This is a genomic window from Bradyrhizobium yuanmingense (genome assembly GCF_025200905.1).
Lineage (GTDB): Bacteria > Pseudomonadota > Alphaproteobacteria > Rhizobiales > Xanthobacteraceae > Bradyrhizobium > Bradyrhizobium yuanmingense.
Map to the genome: position 1 here is coordinate 1,974,885 of NZ_CP104173.1, position 23,534 is coordinate 1,998,418.

Annotated in this window: 20 protein-coding genes and 2 pseudogenes; 9 read left to right on the top strand and 13 right to left on the bottom strand. The window is 63.9% G+C overall.

Annotated features, from left to right (window positions below):
• Positions 1-16 precede the first annotated feature (16 nt).
• The 7 genes from soxA to N2605_RS09325 form a co-directional block, all read right to left on the bottom strand.
• Positions 17-796 carry a sulfur oxidation c-type cytochrome SoxA gene (gene soxA, locus N2605_RS09295; protein WP_260346398.1) on the bottom strand — a complete coding sequence of 260 codons (780 nt, stop codon included), beginning with the start codon at positions 794-796 and terminating at the stop codon, positions 17-19.
• Positions 793-1,110, bottom strand: a complete 318-nt coding sequence (gene soxZ / locus N2605_RS09300) for a thiosulfate oxidation carrier complex protein SoxZ (RefSeq protein WP_260346399.1) — start codon at positions 1,108-1,110, stop codon at positions 793-795. The genes soxA and soxZ overlap by 4 nt, the downstream gene beginning before the upstream one ends.
• Positions 1,110-1,577, bottom strand: coding sequence for a SoxY-related AACIE arm protein (locus N2605_RS09305; protein ID WP_260346400.1), 468 nt, complete (start codon positions 1,575-1,577; stop codon positions 1,110-1,112). The genes soxZ and N2605_RS09305 overlap by 1 nt, the downstream gene beginning before the upstream one ends.
• 5 nt (positions 1,578-1,582) lie before the next feature.
• Positions 1,583-2,029: a sulfur oxidation c-type cytochrome SoxX gene (soxX, locus tag N2605_RS09310; protein WP_036004323.1), complete on the bottom strand. Its 447-nt coding sequence runs from the start codon at positions 2,027-2,029 to the stop codon at positions 1,583-1,585.
• Entirely contained in the window at positions 2,022-3,293 is a 1,272-nt protein-coding gene (locus N2605_RS09315) for an NAD(P)/FAD-dependent oxidoreductase (RefSeq protein WP_225139648.1), read from the bottom strand. The genes soxX and N2605_RS09315 overlap by 8 nt, the downstream gene beginning before the upstream one ends.
• 104 nt (positions 3,294-3,397) lie before the next feature.
• Positions 3,398-5,584, bottom strand: a complete 2,187-nt coding sequence (locus N2605_RS09320) for a xanthine dehydrogenase family protein molybdopterin-binding subunit (RefSeq protein ID WP_225134181.1) — start codon at positions 5,582-5,584, stop codon at positions 3,398-3,400.
• Between the two features lie 12 nt (positions 5,585-5,596).
• Entirely contained in the window at positions 5,597-6,046 is a 450-nt protein-coding gene (locus N2605_RS09325; protein ID WP_036004329.1) for a (2Fe-2S)-binding protein, read from the bottom strand.
• A 356-nt stretch (positions 6,047-6,402) separates the two neighbouring features.
• Here N2605_RS09325 and N2605_RS09330 point away from each other — a divergent pair, with 356 nt between their 5' ends.
• Positions 6,403-8,007 carry a B12-binding domain-containing radical SAM protein gene (locus N2605_RS09330; protein ID WP_260346401.1) on the top strand — a complete coding sequence of 535 codons (1,605 nt, stop codon included), beginning with the start codon at positions 6,403-6,405 and terminating at the stop codon, positions 8,005-8,007.
• 4 nt (positions 8,008-8,011) lie between these two features.
• On the opposite strand, the gene N2605_RS09335 is transcribed toward N2605_RS09330, so the two are convergent.
• Positions 8,012-9,400 (bottom strand): MFS transporter, encoded by a 1,389-nt coding sequence (locus tag N2605_RS09335; RefSeq protein WP_036004335.1) that lies wholly within the window; start codon positions 9,398-9,400, stop codon positions 8,012-8,014.
• 423 nt (positions 9,401-9,823) lie between these two features.
• Between N2605_RS09335 and cax the strand changes: the two genes are divergently transcribed.
• Entirely contained in the window at positions 9,824-10,927 is a 1,104-nt protein-coding gene (gene cax / locus N2605_RS09340) for a calcium/proton exchanger (protein ID WP_225188056.1), read from the top strand.
• Positions 10,928-11,083: 156 nt separating this feature from the next.
• Here the strand turns inward: cax and N2605_RS09345 are convergent, their stop codons facing one another.
• The 4 genes and pseudogenes from N2605_RS09345 to N2605_RS09360 form a co-directional block, all read right to left on the bottom strand.
• Positions 11,084-11,359 (bottom strand): hypothetical protein, encoded by a 276-nt coding sequence (locus tag N2605_RS09345; RefSeq protein WP_260346402.1) that lies wholly within the window; start codon positions 11,357-11,359, stop codon positions 11,084-11,086.
• 14 nt (positions 11,360-11,373) lie between these two features.
• Positions 11,374-11,805: a pyridoxamine 5'-phosphate oxidase family protein gene (locus N2605_RS09350; RefSeq protein ID WP_036004340.1), complete on the bottom strand. Its 432-nt coding sequence runs from the start codon at positions 11,803-11,805 to the stop codon at positions 11,374-11,376.
• Positions 11,806-11,996: 191 nt separating this feature from the next.
• Positions 11,997-13,737: pseudogene (locus tag N2605_RS09355) on the bottom strand (SulP family inorganic anion transporter).
• Between the two features lie 441 nt (positions 13,738-14,178).
• Complete coding sequence (locus N2605_RS09360) at positions 14,179-14,838, bottom strand: hypothetical protein (RefSeq protein WP_260346404.1); 660 nt, start codon at positions 14,836-14,838, stop codon at positions 14,179-14,181.
• 1,079 nt (positions 14,839-15,917) lie between these two features.
• Here N2605_RS09360 and N2605_RS09365 point away from each other — a divergent pair.
• The 4 genes from N2605_RS09365 to N2605_RS09380 all read left to right on the top strand — a co-directional run bounded on the left by N2605_RS09365 (position 15,918) and on the right by N2605_RS09380 (position 19,902).
• A complete protein-coding gene (locus N2605_RS09365; protein ID WP_260346405.1) occupies positions 15,918-17,528 on the top strand; it encodes a coiled-coil domain-containing protein in 1,611 nt (536 codons plus the stop codon).
• Positions 17,529-17,590: 62 nt separating this feature from the next.
• Entirely contained in the window at positions 17,591-18,634 is a 1,044-nt protein-coding gene (locus tag N2605_RS09370) for a TAXI family TRAP transporter solute-binding subunit (RefSeq protein WP_260346406.1), read from the top strand.
• Positions 18,631-19,260, top strand: coding sequence for a hypothetical protein (locus tag N2605_RS09375; RefSeq protein ID WP_074447514.1), 630 nt, complete (start codon positions 18,631-18,633; stop codon positions 19,258-19,260). Before N2605_RS09370 ends, N2605_RS09375 begins: the two co-directional genes overlap by 4 nt.
• A gap of 24 nt (positions 19,261-19,284) precedes the next feature.
• On the top strand, positions 19,285-19,902 hold the full coding sequence (locus tag N2605_RS09380; protein ID WP_081494513.1) for a DsrE family protein: 618 nt from the start codon (positions 19,285-19,287) through the stop codon (positions 19,900-19,902).
• A 244-nt stretch (positions 19,903-20,146) separates the two neighbouring features.
• Here N2605_RS09380 and N2605_RS09385 read toward each other — a convergent pair whose 3' ends face one another.
• Positions 20,147-20,335 (bottom strand): SDR family NAD(P)-dependent oxidoreductase, encoded by a 189-nt coding sequence (locus N2605_RS09385; protein WP_425248840.1) that lies wholly within the window; start codon positions 20,333-20,335, stop codon positions 20,147-20,149.
• A gap of 182 nt (positions 20,336-20,517) precedes the next feature.
• Here N2605_RS09385 and N2605_RS09390 point away from each other — a divergent pair, with 182 nt between their 5' ends.
• From N2605_RS09390 to N2605_RS09400, 3 genes and pseudogenes are all read left to right on the top strand, one after another.
• Positions 20,518-21,288, top strand: coding sequence for a methyltransferase domain-containing protein (locus N2605_RS09390; RefSeq protein ID WP_260346407.1), 771 nt, complete (start codon positions 20,518-20,520; stop codon positions 21,286-21,288).
• Positions 21,289-21,749: 461 nt separating this feature from the next.
• Positions 21,750-21,983, top strand: a pseudogene (locus N2605_RS36420) (TRAP transporter small permease); the annotation flags it as partial.
• Between the two features lie 303 nt (positions 21,984-22,286).
• Positions 22,287-23,528 carry a TRAP transporter large permease gene (locus N2605_RS09400; protein ID WP_050991772.1) on the top strand — a complete coding sequence of 414 codons (1,242 nt, stop codon included), beginning with the start codon at positions 22,287-22,289 and terminating at the stop codon, positions 23,526-23,528.
• Positions 23,529-23,534: the final 6 nt, after the last annotated feature.

Genomic DNA, 23,534 nt, shown 5'->3' on the forward strand with positions numbered 1-23,534 from the left:
TTCGGCCGTTGCTGTTTCAGGGCCGCACCGCCGGCGTTTCCATCGGCAGGCCGCGCGCGCGCGACATCAGATAGAGCTCGAGCGCGACCAGCTCGGGCGAGCCGTAATCATAGGCCTGGGCGCGGACACCGCTCATGCAGCTGCGCAGCCGTCGCTCCAGCGAGCCCAGCGTCTGCCATTTCAGTCGATACAGCGGATAGCCGGTCGGCTGTCCTTGCGTGATCGGAGCGCCCGCGAGGCGCTTGTCGAAATTGTCGTCATGGCAGTTGGTGCAGGCAAGGTTGAGCTGGCCTTCGCGCTGCATGAAGAGGTCGCGGCCCTGGTCGACAAACGGCTTGAGTTGCGGATCGTCGCCGGCCGTGATCGGATTGCCACGCGACTGGTGGGCGACGAAGGCGGACAATGCGAGCAGGTCGCGGGTCTCGTAAGGTAGCGGCGTCGCCTGCTGATGATTGGCCCGGCAGAGATTGATGCGCTGGTCGAGCGTGACGGGACGGCCGAGGGCCTTGTCGAAGGCAGGATAACGCGCCGCGACGCCCTTCATGCTGGTGCGCGCATCGCCATGACAATCGGCGCATGCCCTGTCGGCGCTGCCGGTCTTCTTCTTCCACAGCTGCTCGCCGTCGAGCACGAACAGCATGCCGGGATTGGCGGTGTCGTCGTCCTGCATCGCCCGGGAGTCCGGCCCCATGAAGGCATAGCCGGAGCGGCGCGCATCGGGCGGGATCTCTGCGGCGAGCAGGGCTGGGCCCGTGACGAGGAATATCGCCGCCGCTATCGCGCGCCAAGCGATCATTCGACCCTGATCGATGCGGATGCGGTGGACGAATAGCCGTTGTCGCCGATCCACTCGAACTCGAACTTGCCGCTCTCCTTGGCCACCGTGAAGAACGATAAATATGGGTTCGCCGCGATCGCCGGAAACAGGTCGGCGCGAAAGACCTCGGCCCCGTTGTAGCGGCAGATGAAGCTCGTGATGATGTCGCGCGGCACGAGCTTGCCGTCCGCGGTGTGGCGGAATCCCGTTTCCATGATGTGCGAGGTCAGCGTGCGGATCTCGATGATCTCGCCGCGTTTGGCTTTCGAGGGAACGTTGATGAGGGCGGCCATCAGTTCATCTCCTCGGTGCAGGCCGCCAGCGTCACGACGACATCGGCGGCAACCTGCCAGAACGTGTCGTCGGACAGGCGCGCGATCGCGACCACCTTCTGGGTGTCGGCGAGCCGGATCCGGGTCGAGACCTGGGCTCGGCCGGAGGAGGGACCAAGATAGAAATTGCCGATGTTCGGCTGCGGGTTCTTCTCGTTGAAGACGTGGATGCTCTTGACGTGGTCGTCCGCCGTCATCGGGCTTGCAACGCTGACCGTCATCGGCACCGTATTGCCGTTCTCGACCAGCGGCGGAATGTCGAGTCTGATCCTGCCGTTGCGAATCTGGGCTTCGCCGACGAGGTTACGGATCGCAGCGTTGAGCATCGTCGGCGTCGCTTGAAGCGGCCGCAGCGTCACGATCGGGACCGTGCCGGCGACTGTCACGCCTCCGGCGAGGTTCAAGAATTGTCGTCGCGTGGTTGGCATGAAACCTAGTCCCGAAGCGTTGCAAGAAAAGCCACGATGTCCTCGATCTCCGCAGCCGACAGGATCGGCTTGCCGGCGAAGTTGCGTCCGACGCGGACGAGGCCGTCGTTGCGATAATAGGACGGCATGATGGTGTCCGGATTGAAGCGCGAGGCATCGACCAGTCGAAGCCGCAACTGGCTCGCGGACCACCGGTTCCCGGCACCGGCAAGATCAGGCGCGAGGTCGCCCTGGAACCGCGTTTCCGGAAATGGGCCGGAATGGCAGAGGATGCAGGTCGTCGTGCGTGCGAGCACCAGCGCGCGCCCACGCGTGGCATCGCTGGGCGAGCCGGTGAGCGAGGCGGGAATGCCGTCGCCGACGATTGTGTAGGGCACGAGCTCGTCCGCGCTCGCGCTGCAGGCGAGGCTGGCAGAGATCAGCGCTGCGATATGGATCGGTGCTCTAGCCAAAGGTGTCCGCCGTGATGGTTTCAAACCAGCGCTCGGCCTCGTCCGCCTCGCGGGCGCGCAATTCGCGCGGCGCGTCGACCGGGCTGGTGGCGCCGCCCTCGACCTCGGCGAAGATGTCGCCCCTGGGCTCGTAGTTGCCGGCCAGCGAAAAGCCGTAACCGGGCGCGACGACGTTGTAGCAGACGCCTGTCAGGCGTGGCGCCTCCGGTGCGCGGCCTGCAAGGAGATTCATGATCGCTCCAGCACAGGCCTTGCCTTGCGCGCTCGCAGCGGATGCTGATTTGGGAATGCCGCCGCCGAGGCAGGCATCGCCGATGACGTGGACGTTCGAAACGAGTTTCGACTCGAACGTGACGGGATCGATCGGGCACCAGCCCGTCGCGTCCGCAGCGCCAGCGATGGCGGCGATGCGCCCCGCGCGCTGCGGCGGGATGACGTTGGCGACGTCAGGGGTGTAGTTGCCGAACTCCGTGACGATGGTTCGCATCGTCGGATCGACCGAGGTGACGCGGCCGCCTTGCGACAGTGCGACGCGCTCGATCATGTCGCCATAGAGCTCCTTCCACGCTTTCTCGAACAGCCGCTGCTGAGAGAACGCGTCCTTGGCATCGAGGATCAGAACTTTCGACCGCGGCTTTCTCGACTTCAGGTAATGCGCGATCAGGCTCGCGCGCTCGTAGGGCGCTGGCGGGCACCGGGAAGGATTGGCCGGGATTGCAATGGCGATCGTGCCGCCGTCCGCCATCGCTTCCAATTGCCGGCGCAGCAAAAGCGTTTGCGCGCCGGCCTTCCAGCCGTGCGGCATCGTCTCCGGCGCGGCACCGTCGTAGCCGGGCAGGGCTTCGAGATGGAAGTCGATGCCGGGCGAGAGCACGAGGCGGTCATAGCCGAACGTGGTGCCATCCCCCGTCGTCACACGACGCGTTTGCGTGTCGATGCCCGTCGCAGCCTGGATGACGATGCTGATGCCCCCGGCGGCAAGCTTGTCATAGCCGAACTGCTGCGCCTCGATCTCGCGCAGGCCCGCGATCACCTCGTTGCTGAATGGACAGGAGATGTAGGTCTGGTTCGGCTCGATCAGGGTGACCTGCAATTTAGCATCGGCGCGCGCGAGCGCGCGGGCGCAAGCCGCGCCGCCGAAGCCGCCGCCGACCACGACGACGCGGCCCGCCGATTGCGCGCGCAGGATCGAAGGGGCGGCGAGCGATGTAGCCGCGACGGCGATGCCGAGGACGGCATTCCGCCGCGTCACCGGCGCATTCATGAGACCTGTCCGGAAAATGCTGCGGCGGCCGATACGGCCGCCGCGATTTGTCCTTTGAGCATGATCTTTTCGGACAACCGCTCCACACTTCTCCGGATCATGCTTTACGCGAAGGTGATGTTCTGGTCGCGCAGCGGCACATGGCGGATGCGCTTGCCGGTCGCGGCGAAATACGCGTTCAGCACCGCCGGCGCCGCGATGCCGATGGTCGGCTCGCCGACGCCACCCCAGAACCCGCCGCTCGGCACCATCACCGCCTCCACCTTCGGCATCTCGTTGATGCGCATCGAGTTGTAGGTGTCGAAGTTGGTCTGCTCGATCTTGCCGTCCTTCACCGTGCAGCCGCCGTAGAACAGCGCGGAGAGGCCATAGACGAAGGAGCCGGCGACCTGTCGCTCCACCTGCGCCGGATTGACGACGTAGCCGGGATCGGTGGAGGCGACGATGCGATGCACCTTTATCTTGCTGCCCTCTGTCACCGAGATCTCGGCGGCGCCGGCGACATAGCTGCCATAGCCCATCACCTGCGCGATGCCGCGATAGACGCCTTGCGGCGCCGGCGTGGTCCAGCCGATCTTCTCGGCAACCGCATTGAGCACCGCGAGGTGCTTGGGGTGGTTGCCCATCAGCTTGCGACGGAATTCGAGCGGGTCCTGGCCTGCGGCATGGGCGAGCTCGTCCATGAAGCATTCCATGTAGATCGCGTTGTGGTTGACGTTGACGCCGCGCCAGAAGCCGGGCGGGACGTGCGGGTTGCGCATCGCATGCTCGACCAGAAGGTTCGGCACCGAATAGCCAAATGCGGCTTCGCCGGATTGGGCGACGCCCTGGAATGCCGCGGGATCCATGCCGTTCTGCAACGCTTCGGGGCGGAGCGAGAACAGGATCGATTGCCCGGACAGGCGGTAGTGCAGCGCGATCAGGTTGTTGTTGGCATCGAACGCGCCGGTCATCTTGCACTGGGTGATCGGGTGATACCTGCCGTGCGCCATGTCCTCTTCGCGCGACCACAGCAGCTTGATCGGCGTGCCCGGCATCTGCTTGGCGATCATAACCGCCTGGCGGACATAGTCGGTCTGGCCGCGCCGGCCGAAGCCGCCGCCTAACATCACCTTGTGCACGTCGCACTTCTCCGGCGGCAGGCCGGACGCTTCCAGCACCGCTGCAAACGCCGCCTCGCCGTTCTGCGTGCCGCACCAGACCTCGCATCGGTCCGCCGTGTAGAGCGCGGTGGCATTCATCGGCTCCATCGTGGCGTGGTTCTGGTAGGGATAGGAGTAGACGGCCTCGACCTTCTTGGCGGCGCCGGCAATCGCGGCCTTCGCGTCGCCGTTCTTGTTGCCGACATAGGCCGGCTGCGCATTGTCGAGGCCCTCGGCCAGCCATTTCGCAATCGACTCGCTGGAGACTTTTGCGTTGTCGCCTTCGTCCCAGACGATCGGCAGTGCTTCCAGCGCGGTCTTGGCGTGCCACCAGGTGTCGGCGACGACCGCGACGGCGGTGTCGCCGACCCTGACGACCTTCTTGACGCCTTTCATGTTGGCGATCTTGGCTTCGTCAAAGCTCTTCAGCTTGCCGCCGAACACCGGGCAGTCCTTGATCGCAGCGTTCAGCATGCCCGGCAGCTTGACGTCGACGCCGTAGATCATCGCGCCGGTGGTCTTGTCGACCGTGTCGAGCCGATTGACGCCCTTGCCGATCAGCTTCCAGTCCTTCGGATCCTTCAGCTTGACGTCCGCCGGCGGCGTCAGCTTCGCCGCAGCTTCGGCGACCTTGCCATAGGTCGTGGTCCGGCCCGAGGGCGTATGGGTGATGACGCTGTTCTGGGCCCTGCATTCGGAGGCCGGCACCTTCCAGGCGTCGGCTGCGGCCTGGATCAGCATCACGCGCGCGGTGGCGCCGCCCTTGCGGACATAGTCCTGCGAGGAGCGGATGCCGCGGCTGCCGCCAGTCGAGAAATCGCCCCAGACGCGCTTGCGCGCGACGCTCTGGCCGGGCGTCGGATATTCGGTCGTGACCTTGGTCCAGTCGCATTCGAGCTCCTCGGCAACGAGCTGGGCGAGGCCGGTCAGCGAGCCCTGGCCCATCTCCGAGCGGGCGATGCGGATCACCACGGTGTCGTCGGGCCTGACCACGACCCAGGCGCCGATCTCCGGCGAGCCGTCGGCGGCGCGGACCACGGCGGGGCCGCCGAAGGGCAGGTCGAGGCCGATGGCAAGGCCGGCACCGACCGCAGCGGTGCCGATGACGAAGGCGCGGCGGTTGAGCCGCGGCGATATATGCTTGTTCATGTGGGGATTTCCTTACGCGCTCGCGATCGTGTGGATCGCCTCGCGCACCTGCTGGAAGGTGCCGCAGCGGCAGATATTCGTGATGGCCTCGTCGATGTCGGCGTCGGTCGGCTTCGGCTTCTCGTTCAAGAGCGCGGCCACCGCCATGATCATGCCGCTCTGGCAATAGCCGCATTGCGGCACGTCCTGGGCGATCCAGGCCTCCTGCACCTTGTGCAGCGTATTGCCCGAGGCGAGCCCCTCGATGGTGGTGATCTGCTTGCCCTCGGCCTCGCTGACCGAGATGCCGCAGGAGCGCATCGCAACGCCATCGAGGTGAACCGTGCAGGCACCGCATTGTGCAATGCCGCAACCGTATTTGGTGCCGGTCAGGCCGGCATTCTCGCGGATCGCCCAAAGCAGCGGCGTATCCGGCTCGACGTCGAGCGTGAAGGGTTTTCCGTTGATTGTTAGGTTTGCCATCGCAAGTCCCCTGATTGGCCCAATCCACCGATTGGACTCAGGGGCGCAATGTGTGCGGCAAACTGGAACGGTTCAAATCAATAGTCCGAGGTTCAAATCAACAAACCGAGCGCGACCAGGGCGCATGGCCCCCGCTCTGGGTATGGACCGGGACGCCGTTTTGGCTCATCCCTTCGCAATCGATTCGGGTTGAGGCCTTGTTCCGAGGGCGCCAATCCGCGGCTTGAGGCGACGTCCGGCTGTGAATGCCGGTTCCAGGGCCCCGCGCGGCTTGCGCTGCGGCGACAGTTTGTCCCTATTGCCGGGGTGCAAGTCGCGGGCGCTTTGGTACACTGCGCCGACGCAAAAGGAGTTCCATGAACGTGCCGAGTCCCTGCAACGTACTGATGCTCTACCCGCTGTTCTCGGCAGAGTCCTTCTGGACCTTCGGCGAATCCTGCAAAGTGCTGGGCGTCAAGCGCCCGGCCGCCCCCCTGGGCCTGATCACCGTCGCCGCGATGCTGCCCGAGAGCTGGACCGTCCGGCTGATCGATTGCAACACCGCGCCGTTCGGGGAGGAGGATCTCGCCTGGGCCGACGTCGTCTTCACCGGCGGAATGTTGCCCCAGCAGGCCGACACGTTGCGTCTGATCGAGCTCTGCCGCGCTGCCGGCAAGCCGGTCGTGGTCGGCGGACCCGACCCCACCTCGAGCCCCCATATCTATGAACGGGCCGATTTCCGGGTGCTCGGCGAGGCCGAGAGCGTCATGAACGAATTCATCGCGGCCTGGGAGAGCGGCGCGCGATCCGGCCTCTTCACCGCACCGAAGTTCCAGGCCGACGTCACCAAGACGCCGGTGCCGCGTTTCGACCTGCTCAAGTTCGAGGACTATCTCTATCTCGGTGTGCAATATTCGCGCGGCTGTCCCTTCACCTGCGAGTTCTGCGACATCATCGAGCTCTACGGGCGCGTGCCGCGGACCAAGACGATCGAGCAGATGTTCGTCGAGCTCGAGACGCTCTACAAGATGGGCTATCGCGGCCATCTCGACTTCGTCGACGACAATTTCATCGGCAACAAGAAGTCGCTACGGCAGTTCCTGCCGAAGCTCGCCGAATGGCAGCGCACGCACGGCTATCCGTTCGAATTCTCCACGGAAGCCTCGGTCAATCTCGCCGACGACCCGGAGCTGTTGGAGCTGATGGGTGCGGCCAATTTCTTCGGCATCTTCGTCGGCATCGAAAGTCCGGACCCGGCGACGCTGGTCGCGATGCGCAAGAAGCAGAACACGCGGCGCAACATCGCCGAGAGCATCCACAAGATCTACGCCGCCGGCATGCTCGTCACCGCGGGCTTCATCGTTGGCTTCGACAACGAGAAGGTCTCGATGGCGGAGGCGATGATCGACTTCATCGAGGAGGCGGCAATCCCCGTCGCCATGGTCGGCCTGCTCTATGCCTTGCCCAACACGCAGCTCACGCGCCGGCTGGAGCGCGAAGGCCGGCTGCATTCCGGGCACGACGTGGCGCCGACGATTGGCGCCGATCAGTGCACGGCGGGCATCAATTTCGATCCGGTCCGCCCGTTGCGCGACATTCTGACGGACTACAAGCGGGTGCTGGAACACATCTACAGCCCGGCGGCCTATGCAGCACGTGTCGACCGCCTGATGACGCTGCTCGACCGGTCGAGGCAGCGTTCCGAGCTTGCCGAAGGCGATATCCGCTCCAAGCTCGGAGCCATGGAGACCGTGCACAAGGTGGTGTCCGCGCTTCCTGAGGCGCGGGGGCCGCTCTGGCAGACCTTCATGAACTGCGCCAAGCGCGACACGTCGTCCGCACGCATCGCCGTGCAGATGATCGCGGCCTATGCGCATCTCGGACCGTACTCCCGCAAGGTCATCGCGGCGATCGACCAGCGCCTGGCCGCGCTGGACAGCGAGGCCGTCGCTCCGGTGGCTGTCGGCGTGACGGCGGCCTGACAGCTTACTTCACGGCGAGCCGCAGGAAGCTCATCACGCTGCCGAGCGCGGCAAAGCCCGCGCCGAGCGCCAGCGCCAGCGTCGCGCCCTCGTGGCCAGCGAGTGCGAAGCAGGCGGCGGCGAGCGCCGCGCCAGTGGTCTGCCCAGTTAGGCGCGCGGTCGCGACGATGCCGGAGGCGCTGCCGCTGCGGTGCGGCGGCGCGCTTGCCATCACCGCCTTCATGTTCGGCGCCTGGAAGAAGCCGAAGCCCATGCCGCAGATCACCATCCGCCAGATGATGTCGGCAATGGCGGGATTGGGCGGCAGCGTCGCCAGCAGCGCCATGCCGAGACCGAGCAGCACGAGCCCGATGCCGCCGAGCAGGCCGACGGCATGGCGGTCGGAGAGGCGGCCTGCGATCGGCGCCATGATGCCGACCACCAGCGGCCAGGGCGTCATGAAGAAGCCGGTCTCGACCTGCGAGCGGCCGAGCACATCCTCGAAATAGAACGGCAGCGAGACGAAGGCGAGGCCCTGGACGGCGAAGGAGCACACCGCCGTCGCCGCCGACAGCGCGAACATCGGCCTGGCGAACAGGTCGATCGGCAGCATCGGCGCGGGATGATCGGCGTGGCGGCGGGTCAGGATCACGCCGAGCACGAGGGCTGTGACCAGCTCGATGCCGACCACGAATGGCGACAGATTGTGCGCGGCGCTGCCGATGCCGGTGATGAACAGGCCGAGGCAGGCGGTGGCCAGGATCGCGCCGAGCAAGTCGAAGCCGTGATCAGCGCGCGGGGTCTTCGGCAGCATGGCAAAGCCGATGCCGATGGCGATGAGGCCGAAGGGGATGTTGACGGCGAACAGCCACGGCCACGGGCCGAAGGCGAGGATGGCGGAGGCGATCGAGGGCCCGAAGGTGAAGGCGGTCGCGACCACGAGCGCGTTGTGACCGAAGCCGCGGCCGAGCATGCGGCCGGGATAGACGAAGCGCACCAGCGCCGTGTTGACGCTCATGATGCCGCTCGCGCCCAGCCCTTGCAGCGTGCGCGCCAGCAACAGGCTGTCGAGCGACCATGCCACCGCGCAGAACAGCGAGGCAATGGTGAACAGGATCAGTCCCCCGAGATAGATGCGCTGGTGCCCGACGATCTCGCCGAGCGCTCCCAGCGGCAAGAGCGTCGCCACCAGCGCGATCTGGTAGACGTTGACGACCCAGACCGACTGCTCCGGCGTGACGTGCAGGTCGGCGGCGATGGCGGGCAGGGCGATGTTGGCAATGGCAGTGTCGAGCGAGGCCATCGCGAGCGCAGTGAAGATCGCGGCAACCGCCCAGCGCCGCTGCGTCGACGGAAGACCGTCGGCGGTGGGATTGTCGGGCTCGCGCGCGGCGGCAGGTAACGTGATCGTCATTTTTGTTGGCGCGCTGCTCCGGCGGCGTAGCCATGGGGGACGTTCGGCATGTACTACGGAGGCGCCGGCTTCCACAGGCGCAAGCTTGCATGCTGTGTATGCGCGAAGGTCAGGCGATGCGGCTGCGCTGCGAGCGCAGGGCCAAATGAAAAGAGTCGAAAAACAACCCCATGCACAGTAGGAGGCCCTTTGATCGACAAGGCATTTTCCTGCCGTGTCGAAAACGGCGGTCGCAGCCGCAATCAAGTTGACCCGTCGGGCAAAACACTGGCAGGATGCCAGCGTGCCGGCGATCGGCCGGGAGCAGGCCGCATGCGCGTCCTGCGCGCGCCGCCTCCACCACGCCGGCGTTGAGACAGATCAACACTCGACCTGCGCGGCCGCCCGAACTTTCCATCAGCGCATCGATGGAAGGGCGGCTACATGCAGATTCTGCTCAGGGAAATCCGGAATACCCCTTTGCTCTGGATGCTGGCCTTCGTGCCCATCGTGCTGGTGGCCGAGGCGGTGGCGCCGCATTCCCACACGCTGCTGTTCGTGCTCGCGGTGCTGGCCATCGTTCCGCTGGCGGCGCTGCTCAGCCACGCCACCGAGGCGGTTGCCGCCAAGACTGGCGATGCCGTGGGCGGATTGCTCAATGCAACGCTCGGCAATCTGACCGAGCTGATCATCGCCATCACGGCGCTGCGCGCCGGCCAGTACATGCTGGTGAAGGCCTCGATCGCGGGCGCGATCGTCACCAACGCGGTGTTCATGCTGGGCGCCTGCCTGTTGCTGGGCGGCCTGCGCTATCATGTGCAGGAATATAACCGCGCCGGTGCGCGGCTCTCGTCCGGCCTGTTGCTGATGGCGACCGTCGCGCTGCTTGCGCCTTCGGCGGTCGCCGATCTCGACCACCTGCCGCAGGGCGGGGGCATCCTCAACAAGCTCAGCCTCGGCATTTCGGTCCTGCTCATCACAGCTTACGGGCTCGGCCTGTTGTTCTCGCTTCGAACGCACAAGGAATTGTTCGCAAGCGCCGGTCACGGCGACGACGACAAGGAGGCGCACTGGCCGATCGGAACGGCCGTCGGCACGCTGCTGGTCGTCACCGTGCTGGTCGCGCTGGTCAGCGAGATCTTCGTGGAATCGGTGCAGAAGGCGGCGGAAACCTTCGGAATGAGCCCGGCCTTCGTCGGCTTCATCGTCGTCTCGCTGGTCGGCGCCGCCGCGGAATTCGCGGTGGCCTTCGCCGCGGCGCGCAAGGACCGGCTCGACATGGCCGTCAGCATCGCGCTCGGCAGTGCCTCGCAGATCGCGCTGTTCGTCGCACCCGCTTTGGTGCTGCTCAGCTATGTCGTGGGGCCGAAGCCGATGGACCTGCAGTTCTGGCCGGGCGCCGTCACCATGATGATGATCGCGACGGTGACGTCGGCCTTCATCACGGCCAGCGGGCGCTCGGCCTGGTTCGTCGGCGCCCTGCTGATCTTCATCTATGCGGTGTTCGCGCTGACGCTCTACGTGGTCCCGCCGGCGGGGCAGGGGTGAAGTTCGGTGCCCTTCGATCTCGCTCCGGCAGGCTATTGGTCGTACGAGAAAATGCCAGTTCCAGGCCGCGATCGTCGGCGTCAGCCCGGTGCATGGCGGCGCGATGCGCAGGGATCAGCAAACCGCGAAGGTTGGGCGTGCTTCGTCGAAATCACCTTACGGCACAAACGTGATGAGCTCGTAGACGACGACCGCAGCGCCGAGACAGCGCCGCCAGGGATTCACGCCGCGGATAATCTCATCGGCGCCCCAAATCACTAGTCCGCTTTTAAAGACGATTGTCAGGGCGACGCTGGCGCTTCCCGCGGAAGGCCAGATCCAAAGCAGAAGGCCCGCGACGATCACGATCCATAGGACGAGGTTGGGCCATTGCGCGATGGTGATGGCACCGGTTTCGCGGCTCCTGAAGAACCAATCGAGGAATCGGCGCACGATCACCGCGTCGGTCAGATCACGACCTCACCCTCTTCGCGGCCCGTCCAATAAGTGATGCGCTTGGCTTTGACCTTGATCAGGACGATGCCCGGCGTATCGATGCCGTTGTCGAACCACTTGTCGAGGTCGCTGGTCCAATGCTGTTGGAAGGCGGCCTTGTCGCGGATCAGCTCGGCAGTCCCTTCGACCGCGAGGTAGATTCCCTTCGAGAATAGGCCCGCCTCCGATGAGAATCCGAGCGCTACCTTGGGATTTCGTTGGATGTCCGATACCGTTCGCGCCTGTTCGTAGGTGAAGTAGTACGAGGTGCCGTCGTAGGCGACGTCGCCGTTGTTGCTCATCGGACGGTTGGCAATCTCGCCGTTCTCGGTGTGCGTCGAGAGAATGGCGATGTCGATGCCGGCCATTTCCTTTGAGATTTCGGCGAGCGATTTCTTGGGCATGAACTTTCCTCCAGTGGAGCGGAGGCAACGATTGGATTGGGCCCATGTTCCCCGAAGCCGGGGACGAAGTGCGCGCCCGCGGTTCAGCAATGACTCGCTTATTGCCGGCGGCGGTCTGGCGGTTGGCCGCCATGCTCGCCGAAAATGGCCGCAGGTGCGGCCCTGCGCTGGTTGTCGCGCTGGCCGGCTCGTCACGACCCGACGTGACGACCGACCTCGACCTGATCCTCCCAGTCCTCCCATTCGACATTGTTGATGTGGAGGTAGCTCGAGACGGCCGAGCCGACGGTCGGAAAGAACTGCGCTTCGCCGACCTGCGCATACAACCCGAACCGCTTCAGCTTGTCCTTCACGGGATCCTTCAGCTCGGCAAAGCAAAGTTCGATGCCCCTGACGTGGAGCGCCTCGTCCAGTTCGGCAATTGTGTCGCAGGCGGTGACGTCGACGCTCGTGACCGGTTCGGCGGCGACGACCAGCCAGCGCACGGGTGTCGGCGATTGCTCGACCGCGGCCAGAATACGTTCCTTGAAGAACTCGGCATTGGCGAAGAACAGCGGCGCGTCCCAGCGGAACAGCACCAGTCCGGGTATCAGGCGGGCATCGGGATATCTCGTGATGTCGTGATAGCCCTTGACGCCCTGCGCCCGCCCAAGAATTGCGGAGTGCGGACGCCAGCCGTCCCACAGAAACTCGGCAATGGCGACCGCGATGGCGAGGCCGATTCCGGGAATTGCGCCGAGCACGGCTACGCCCACGAAGCACAGCACGGTCAACCAGAATTCCCAGCGCTGGATCCGGTAGATTCGTTTGAGATCACTGATCTCGATCAGGCCGATTTGCGGCTGCGATCACCACGGCGGCCAATGCGGCATTCGGCAGGTGCTGCAACAGGTTTGGCGCAGCCAACAGAAGGAACGCGATCGCAAACGCGCCGACGACACATGTGAGCTGGGTGCGGGCGCCGGCGGCTTCGGCAACGGGCGTGCGCGAGGAACTGCTGCTGATCGGGAAGCCCTGGAAAAAGCCGGTCGCCAAATTGGCCGCGCCGAGGCCCACCATCTCCTGGTTCGGATCGACCTTGTCGCCCAGACGAGCAGCATAGGTTCGCGACAACACGCTGGTATCGGCGAACGAGACCAGAGCGATGGCGCCGCCGCCGGCCAGCACGGGGATCAGATCGCCATAGCCGATCCTGGGAATGGAGAAGGCCGGCAGACCTTGTGGAAGTGGCCCCAAGACTTTCACACCATAACCAGTTCCCAGATCAAGGAGTGAGACGACAAGGGTCGCTCCGACGACGGCAATCAGGATTCCCGGCAGTCGCTTGCTGTCCTTGAGCAGCAGGATGACGATCAACGTACCAAGCCCGACTGCGAATGCGGCCCAATTGATCTTGCCATCACCGATCCCAACGGCGATCGCCCATAGGTCTCTCAGCGGTCCTTCGCTTTCGATCGAGAAGCCGAGCAGCTTTGGCAACTGGCTGATCAAAACGGTCAGCGCGATCCCGTTCATGTAGCCGTACCGTATCGGCTTGGACAGCAGCTCCGTCACGAACCCTAACCGTGCGATGCCGGCCACAATGAGCACCGTTCCCGAAACGAGCGCCATCATGGCGGCAAGCATTGCGGCGCGGACCGGATCGCCGCCGGACAGGGGGACGATGACGCCGAGGATGACAGCTGCCAGCGCCGAGTCCGGTCCGAGCACGATGATGCGGCTCGGACCGAACATCGCGTAGGCCAGAAGCGGGACGATGGTCGCGTAGAGGCCGTGGATGCCCGGCAGACCGGACGCCACGGCATAGGCAATTCCGACCGGGACAAGCATGGTCGCCAGCACGAGACCTGCGAAGACATCATGCCGAAGCCAGGCCGCTTCGTAGTACCGAAGCGTATCGATCCCGGGCACCCAACGCGTCCAAACGTTCACCGCGCGCACTCCAAAGGCCGGTCGCCATGCGAAGCGATCGCCGGTCAACAGACGATCAACACGGATATCTGCAGTCACGTGTCGGCTCGCCGATAGCGCGCGACGATCTCGCAACGACTCGACCACTCGCTTGACGCAAATCAACGTTGCCGTAACCCCGACTATTCCGCGGCGCAGCAATCCTTGGGACGAGAGCCTTCGCTCCTAGACCTGATACCGCAACCCGCCATCCACCGAAGGGCCGAGAGCCTTTTTCTGTGCCATCCTTCGCGACGCCCGCTCAGGCGGGCTCCTGAGCAGGGAGTGTGTGGCTGCAGTCTCGGAAGACACTGACGCCGATTAGCCTCATCCTGAGGAGGCGCGTAAGCGCCGTCTCGAAGGACGAGGCGTGCGCACCGGCCAAGTCATGTGCGATAACCTGGCCATCCCTCACGTTCGTCCTCACCGCACGATCATCGACTCCGGCCAGTTCGGTGCTTGCCACACCGTCGACCACGGCTGGTCACCCCCACAGCCGCGCGCCGTGACATCCACGCGGACGAGCACGAAGCTGCTGGTGCCACTGGTATAGCCTTCGGTCGTTCCCAGGCGGTAGACGTGACGAAGGCGAGAGCTCGGACACATGTCTGTTCCGGTCTCAGCCTCGAACACGCCGGCCTCCTTTCGCCAGGTGATGAGGCCCGGCCGCGGCGTGGTGCCGAACCCGGTGTTCTGTGCGAAGAATGGAAACGCGACGAGCTTCGGATGGCGCGCGTCGTTAAGGTCGAAGACGAGATGACTTCCCACGATCCACTGACAATATACGAGGACGAAACGGCGCTCTCTTTCGACCAAGAAGCGAAGCGGAATCTCTTTCATGCCTTTTTCGACGTCGCAGTTTTCGCGTTGTGCTGCGCGCGCCACCTGCCGTGGGACCTCGGCGAGGGCTGAGACCTGGAAATCCGTTCTGCCTCCAAACCGGATGGGATCGAAGGCGGCAGTCTCATCTCGACTGCCGGCGCTCTGCTTGTCCTCGCCGAACGCGGCGGAGGTCAAGTGAACTGCGGCGAGGAGCATCAAGAGACCGACCCCAACCCTCACGCTCTTCAATGTCGAACGCATCGCATGAATTCCTAGAACTGATACCGCAAACCCCCCATCCACCGGGATCACCGCTCCCGTGATGTATCGCACCCGCGAGGCCCAAAACACTACGAGCGCACTCATGCGGTCAAGCCGGGCCGTTTCGGCGATCTCGAGCCAGCTGTGGTGGCACGAGAACAACTGAAGGGACACGCCTGGGTGTGTAACGGGCATGGGCGCGATGAGGCAAGTGAAGGACCCGCATCCGGGAGTTACGATCCTCGAAATTTGAGGCGCTCCCAACGCGGGCTTGGGCTGTCGACTCGCCTACTGCCAAGATCGGCGCCGCATCGCCAAGCTACCAGTAACTTTTGAACGTTTGCGCATTCGTCGTTCCTCAGCCTTTTCCAGGCGGGTACGAAGGTTCTGAAGCTCCGTCAGTTGAGAGCTGAGCGACAAAACACGTTGACGCAGAATCGCAATACGGTCGCACTGACCACGAGTACTCATGACGCGCCCTAAACTATGACTGTCAGGAAATGAACAGCTGGGCCAAGAAACAGAATGGACTTAAACCTATGAGTGTTGATGACCATAGCAAAGGTTCATGAAATTTGATTGACACGCGCGGCAGGGACGTCGCCGACCGCGATCGGAACATGCCAAAGATCAAAGCGCCGTTGGATCGGTGATTTTGCGCGACCACCCCAGTTCGATTCCGAGTTCTTACGGAAAACCGCTGCTAGAGCACAAGCCCGAGCACCAACCAGCTGGCAACAGACAAACAGACGCCAATTCCCAAATACGGCAATGCAATGCGCATGGTCATTCCTCCATGCCTAGACGCGACGAGAACATGGACAGATACGCAGATTCGGGGCGCCAGCCCTATATTCCATGCGATGTATGAGGTTGTTTAACGGCATCCGACGAGCATATTTAATTTGACTTTTGAATATGGTCAAAATTATATGTATTTGAGTTAATTGCTATATTTAATTTGGGCGTGTCGCCGCGCCGCAACACATTATCTACGCGTGTTCTGATCGGGTGCCGAAACCATGCGAACAGGCTGGGCGATCGCTCCATTGGAGTTGCTCTTGAGAGAGGCGTGATGCATGCGCCAATCAATCGATACTGCACCCAGGGACCGAGAAAGCACCCGAATAGAAGATGCGGCGGAGGAGCTCGGTTACGGGTCGCCCGAGACGGGCAGATGGGGCGGCTCGCCGCTCCGCTCTTCACGGACCCATTGGTGGGGTGAGACCGAGGATATCGATCCGGAGGAGACGGGTGGTTCGCTCATTGCAGCTGTCGTTCTGGTCACCCTTATCTTCGCTGGGGTGACCCTGCTCGGTGCTTTCGACCCGTTCAACGCACAACCGACTGCCGAAACAACTCGAATCGACGGCGGGAGCGCCGCCGGCCTCGACCAGCGGCCTGACTTCGCGACCGGATCGCCAGCACTCCTTCAGAGCGAAATGTCCGAGGCCCCGATTCAGGCGGTCTCCGCAAGCGCGGCGGGCCCGCCACCACGGCTCGACGCCGACGGGCGCAGTGACGCGCTCTCCGGTGAACTGGCCGGCGCGCGCAGGGAGCTCGAAGAAGCGGTCCAGCGCACGCATGCAGCGGAAACTGCCACGGAGGAGCTGCGGCAGTCTCTTCAAATTGAGCGAGCCCGCAGCGCCGCCTTCGCGGACGAACTTGCCGGAACCCGCCGCGAAGTAGAGGCTCGTATCGCGCAGGCGCGCGAGGCGGACGAGGTGGCCGCACAGCAGAGGGATGCGGCGGCGTGGGAGATCGCTGAACTGCGGCAGTCCCTGCAGCAGGAGCGGGAAAAGAGCGCCGTCCTGGCGAAGCGAGTGAGCGCCGCGCAGGCGATAGCGGCAAGCGCTGAGCAAGAACGCTACGAGGCGCAGTCACGCGCCGCCGCCCTCGCGAGCGAGCTTGCCGGCATGACTGGCGGATCGGCTACGGCCGACGGTGCGACGGCGGAGCAAAGCGAGGCGGTGGGCGGGGAGATCGCGGAATTGCGGCAGTCCTTGCAGCAGGAGCGCGAAAGGAACGCAGCCCTCGCGCAACAAGAGGACGCCGCGCGGTCGGGAACGGCGAACGCCGAGCAACAACGCCGTGCCCTCGAAGAGGCCCAGGCTCATGCTGCCGCGCTGGAGAGCAAGCTTGCGCAAACGCGCGGCGTCATCGAATCGCTGAACGGGCATCTGCGCGAGGCGAACGATGCAGCCTCGCAGCAGAGACAGGCAGCGAACCGGGAGATCGCCGAACTGCGACAGTCGCTGGAGCGGGAGCGGAGCAGGACTGAAGCCAGGGAGAGCGAGATCGCCTCGGTATCGCGCCTTATCGATCAGCACGCCCCGGCGGCGCAAAGAAACGGCGGCCCGACCTTGTCGACGGCGCAGAACGTGACCGCAACGGAGCCGCCGACGAATCCAGGCCAGGACGAGGTGGAGGCCCGATTGATCCCGCGTGCCAGAGCGTTGCTCGATCAGGGCAATATCGGTGCAGCGCGGATTGTGCTCGAGCTTGCGGCTGAGAAGAACAGTGCGCAGGCGACCTTCATGCTCGCGGAGACATATGATCCGGCGGTTCTATCGGCTTGGGGTGCCTATGGAACGCGCGGCGAGGCGGCCAAGGCGCGCGAGCTCTACGCGAAGGCACAGAGGAGCGGCATTCGCGGAGCCAAGGAACGACTGGATGCATTGCATCACTGAGAGTGGGCTTTGCATTCATGCCGGGAAGAGTGGTGACGGTGGGCAATCCGGAAAGGAACGACATGAACAAGCTGCCAAGGTCGCTCTCGTCGCTCGTGCTCGCCGCGCTGGTGCCGATTGCCGTGCTGCTTCAAACGACTTGCCTGGAAGCACAAACCGCAAGATCCGACAAGGCCGATGCACAAATGCTCCGACGGCCGCTCCCTCAGGAGAGCGAAAAGGGCCGGATGAACGCCTGGACCGTCGGGCTCGCCGGCGGCCTGCTCGAGGGCGCGCCGATCCGCCTCGCGGCAGAAATGGCCCGTGTCGTCGACGACGGAGCAGAGCTGCATCTCCTGCCGATCGTCACCCGGGGCGCCACCGACAATCTGAATGCGCTGCTCTATCTGCGTGGTGTCGATACCGCGATCATCAATTCCGACGCGCTCGAGGAGTACAAGCTTCAGGTTCCGCAGATCCAAAGCCGCATCACTTATCTGCTCAATCTGTTTCCGTCCGAGTTGCACATCTTCGTGCGGCCGGAGATCACCGGCCTGCAGGACCTTGCCGGCAAGAAGGTGAACTTCAATACTCAGGGCACCGCAGCCGCCTATTCCGGTCCGCTGATCTTCAGCCGCCTCGGCATCGACGTCGACAAGACGTTCATTCCGCATCAGCTTGCCCTGGAACAGATGCGCAAGGGGGAGATGTCGGCCGTCGTGTTCATCACGTCGAAGCCCGTGGACGCCTTCGTGCGAGGCCGCTGGGAAGCTGGATTCAAGTTCCTGCCGGTCCATTACGACAGGAAGTTCGAGGACTATTATCTGCCGGCGACCTTGAACGCCAACGAGTATCCCAATCTGATCAAACAGGGTGAGCGGGTTGCGACTCTTGCCGTGCCGACGGCTCTCGTTGCATTCAACTGGCCGCCACGCTCAAACCGCTATCAACGCGTGGCGCGCCTCGTCGAGTACCTGTTCTCGCGGATTGACCGCCTGCAGGCACCAGGCTTCGATCCGAAATGGCAGTCCATCAATCTCGCGGCGTCCGTCCCCGGGCTCACCCGCTTCCCGGCTGCGCAGGAATGGCTGGATCGCAAGGCACGCAGCGTACAGGCGAGGCCATGAAGAGTGCCGTTCCTCCGTTCGCCGTCGCCTTGAACGTAGCCTGCGGAATCGCTTACGCGCAAGACACGGGCGATGCCGTCGAATCACTTCGGGCTTGTTCGGCGATGGAAGGGCGGGGCCGGCTGGAATGCCTGCAAGAACTGTCACGTAAGATTCCGCCGCCCGGGCGGCGGGCGTCAGACGGCGGCTGGCTGATCAGCGAGACCACCTCGCCGGTCGACTATTCACCCGTCGTCACCGCCACCACCTTTTCGGTTGGCGGCTCGGATGGAGCCACGATGCAACTCGCAATCCACTGCCGCAAAGGCCGAACGGAAGTCACGGTCGCCGGACCGGCGCTGTCACGGAGCGCCAACGAATACGTCATCTCCTTTCGGCTGAATGCGGACACGCCGATGCAACTCGCGGCGGCGTCGCCGTCATTCGGCTCCGGCGTCGCTTTCGGGGGCGACGTCGTAAAGTTGCTGAACGCGCTACCCGACGAGGGTCACATCGTCGTGCGCCTTTTCGCCCGCACTGGTCAGGTGCAAGACGGACAGTTCCTGCTCAGCGGATTCGAGAACGTGCGCAAGAGAATGGCGGCTGCATGCAAATGGCCACATAGCGTCGCCAGACCGGGAAGGTGATGGTCAAGGAACGGGAGACACGAGATGATCAATCCGAAGTTGACGATAGCAATCATCGGCGGCCTGGCGATGGTGCTTCTGGTCGAACCAAGCGCGCAGGCGCAACAGGACAACCAGTTGATCCCGCAGATGAGCGAGAAGAATCAAGCACGCGATCCGAAGCAACCGACTAGACGGATGCACGTGAGCAAGCCGGGGCAGACTCACACGAGCAAGCAAACCGCTGCGACACGGGCGGCGATGGCTCAGGCGACAAAACCCGAGATCGTCAAAAAGCCGCACCAGCTGATATTGCAGGTCAATTCCAACGAACCTGCGATGATGAACCTCACGCTCAACAATGCCACCAATGTCGCGCAATATTACCGCGATCTCGGTGAACCAGTCTCAATCGAGATTGTCACCTTTGGTCCCGGTCTTCATATGCTGCGCGATGATACCTCGCCGGTAAAGCCACGCATCGAGGTGCTCGCGATGAGCAATCCCGAAATCTCCTTCAAAGCCTGCGGCAACACCCAGGAAAATATGCGGAAGGCGGAGAACAAGGACATCAATCTGATTCCGCAGGCGACGGTGGTCAAATCGGGTGTCGTCCGCGTCATGGAGCTGCAGGAACAGGGCTGGAGCTACGTCAAACCGTGAGGTCCGGCGGCAATGGGGCCGTCGGATGCGCAGTTAGAGCGGAATGGCTTTAGGTTGAATCGATTGCCACGGGCTCGGTGCAACCTCTCCCGCTCTTGTCCGCCGAAGCCTTGGCGAAGGCGGATGCGGGAGAGGTCACGCCACCGGCTCGCGCCGACGGCGCGCCCGACGACAGGCTCCGGCGCGGGTCAGGGCTTTCTCCTCTCGGGGCTATCCCATTGCGGAAACATTCCCCAGCCCTCTCTCACAGGCGGGAGAGGGAGTGTACTTGCCTTGTAGCAATCTCCTTCACCAGCTCGGCGAGGAGATCGGTACGGCGCGCCACGCCGACGACGCGCACGCCTTCGGCGGCGAGGCCCCTGGCGATGGCGCGGCCGATGCCGATGCTCGCGCCGGTGATGACAGCGGTTTTCGATTTGAGCCCGAGGTCCATGGTCGCACGCTCCCTTGGTCCTGCCTGCTTTTTGTTGTTCGTTTGCCGCTCTGTCCCGCGGGCTTGCGAATTGCCCGACCGGGACGAGCAGTGGTAACCAAGAGGCTTGCCGAAGGACAAGAGCCTTGTTTAAGGACAAAAGCCTTGGCGAAGGAAATACGAAAAACAAAAGGCGTCGAAGGATGGTCTGGGATCCGCAGCAATATCTGAAGTTCTCCGGCCATCGGCTCCGGCCCGCCGTCGACCTGTTGATGCGGATTCCCGATTTTGCCCCACGCGCGATCGCCGATCTCGGCGCCGGCGCCGGCAACGTCACCAAATTGATCACGGAGCGCTGGCCGGAGGCACGCGTGACCGGGGTCGAGGGCTCGGCGGAGATGGTCGCGGCAGGACGCAAGGCCGCGCCTGACGTGGAATGGTCACATGAGGATCTCGGCCATTGGAGTCCCGCTGGGCAGTACGACTTGATCTATTCCAATGCCGCACTGCATTGGCTGCCCAATCATGCGGCACTGTTTCCGTCGCTGATGGAGAAGGTGACACCCGGGGGCATGCTCGCGGTGCAGATGCCGCGCAATTTCCTCGCGCCTTCGCATGTGCTGATCGGCGAGACTGCGCTCGACGGCCCATGGCGCTCCAAGGTGGAGCATCTCGTCATCCGGCCGCCGGTGGAAGGGCCGGCCTTCTATCACGATCTGCTCGCGCCGATGTCGGCCAACATCGACATTTGGGAGACCGAATATCTGCAAGTGCTCGAAGGCGACAATCCCGTGAAGGAATGGACCAAGGGCACCTGGCTGACGCGCTATCTCGACGTGCTCCAAGGCGAGGAGAAGGCCGCGTTCGAAGCCGCCTACGGGATGCGCGTCGCAAGGGCCTATCCGAAGAATGCGGCGGGGCAGACGCTGTTCCCGTTCCGGCGCCTCTTCATGGTCGCGCAACGGAAAGGCTGATGGCGCTGCCGCAACGCGGCATAGCACGCGTTGCCTTGGACACGCGCGGATGCCGGCTTGCGCATCCGGCGGTCATCACGTTAGCTTGGCAGCGCTTAGCTCTCGTTGTTACCGACGGCTGCGGCCCAATAACAACAATACCAACGGTCGGGGGCAATTGCGCTCCCGGCCGTTGCGCTTGAATGATCCAATCCGGGGGGACCAAGTTGCTGCGTGTGCTGAATCGTTTTCTCAATCATCTCGAGGAATGGCTGATCGCGACGATGATCGCGGCTGCGACGTCGCTCATCTTCGTCGCGGTGGTGCACCGTTACGGCGCCGGGCTGTCGATCGACCTCGCCAAATGGGCGGAAGCCCGCAACCTCACCGTCCTCGCCGTGCCCGCGCGCGCGACGTTCGCCTGGCTTGCCGCGCTCGATTTGTCATGGGCGCAGGAGCTCTGCATCTACATGTTCATCTGGATGGCGAAGTTCGGCGCCGCCTATGGCGTGCGGACCGGCATCCATGTCGGCGTCGACGTGCTGGTCAACATCCTGCCCGGCGGCTCGCGCCGTCGCATCATCACCTTCGGCCTGCTGTGCGGTGCGCTGTTCACCGCCATCGTGGGCTATTTCGGAGCCGCCTTCGTCAGCCACATGTGGCACAGCGGCCAACAGTCCAACGATTTGGAAGCGCCGATGTGGATGGTGTATCTCACCATCCCGCTCGGCTCCGGCCTGATGTGCTTCCGCTTCCTGCAGGTCGCCTGGTCGTTCTACCGCACCGGCGAGCTGCCGCATCACGATATGGCGGGCGTCGAGGGCGTCGAGGCGGATCCGGTGCATCCGGCGCCGGTCACGCCCACCCAGGTGGTCCGGGACGAGCGCAGCCCGCTCGGCTGGATCCTGATGCTGCTGCCGGTCCTGATCGTCGCGCTGTGCTTCGCGCATGCGGCCCATGTCATCACCTTGCCGCAGGGCCTGCGCGTCTTCATCGTATTCGCGCTGCTGATCTCGCTGATGCTGACCGGCATGCCGATCTCGATTGCGCTGGGTCTGACCGTGCTCAGCTTCATGTTCACGCTGACTGACGTGCGAACCGAATCGGTGGCGCTAAAGCTGTTCACCGGCATCGAGAATTTCGAGATCATGGCGATCCCGTTCTTCATTCTGGCCGGCAACTTCCTGACTCATGGCGGCGTGGCGCGGCGGATGATCACCTTCGCAACCTCGCTGGTCGGCCATTGGTACGGCGGGCTCGCGCTGTCGGGCGTGGTCGCCTGCGCGCTGTTCGCCGCGATCTCCGGCTCCTCGCCGGCGACCGTGGTGGCGATCGGCTCAGTGATCCTGCCCGCGATGGTCGCGCAAGGCTTTCCGAAGCGGTTCGGCGCCGGCGTGATCACGACGTCGGGCTCGCTCGGCATTCTGATTCCGCCATCGATCCCGATGGTGCTCTACGCCGTCTCGACCAACAGTTCGGTGGGCAAGCTCTTCATCGCCGGCATCGTGCCGGGGCTTGCGCTCGCCACGCTGCTCGGCATGACGACGTTCTATCGCGCCTGGCGCAACGACTATCCGCGGATGCCGAAGGCGACCTTCATGGAGCGTCTCGATGCGTTCCGCAAGTCGATCTGGGGCATCCTCCTGATCGTGATCGTGATCGGCGGCATCTACAGTGGCCTGTTCACGCCGACTGAAGCTGCCGCCGTCAGCGCGGTCTACGCCTTCATCGTCGCGGTGTTCATCTACAAGGACCTGAAGCTGCGCGACGTGCCGCGCGTGCTGCTGTCGTCGGCCAACCTTTCGGCGATGCTGCTCTACATCATCACCAATGCCGTGCTGTTCTCGTTCCTGATGACCTACGAGAACGTGCCGCAGGCGCTGGCGCAATGGATGATCGACCAGGGCCTGGGCTGGATCGGTTTCCTGCTGCTCGTCAACATCCTGCTGCTGCTCGCAGGCAACGTGATGGAGCCGTCCTCGATCATCCTGATCATGGCGCCGATCCTGTTTCCGGTCGCGGTCAAGCTCGGCATCGACCCGATCCATTTCGGCATCCTGATGACGGTCAACATGGAGGTCGGCCTGTGCCATCCGCCGGTCGGCCTCAATCTCTACGTCGCCTCGGGCATCGCCAAGATGGGGATCACCGAGCTCACGGTCGCAGTGTGGCCGTGGCTGCTGACGATGCTGGGCTTCCTCGTGGTGGTGACCTATTGGCCGGGCCTGTCGCTGTGGCTGCCGCGGCTATTGGGGATGTAGCGGGGT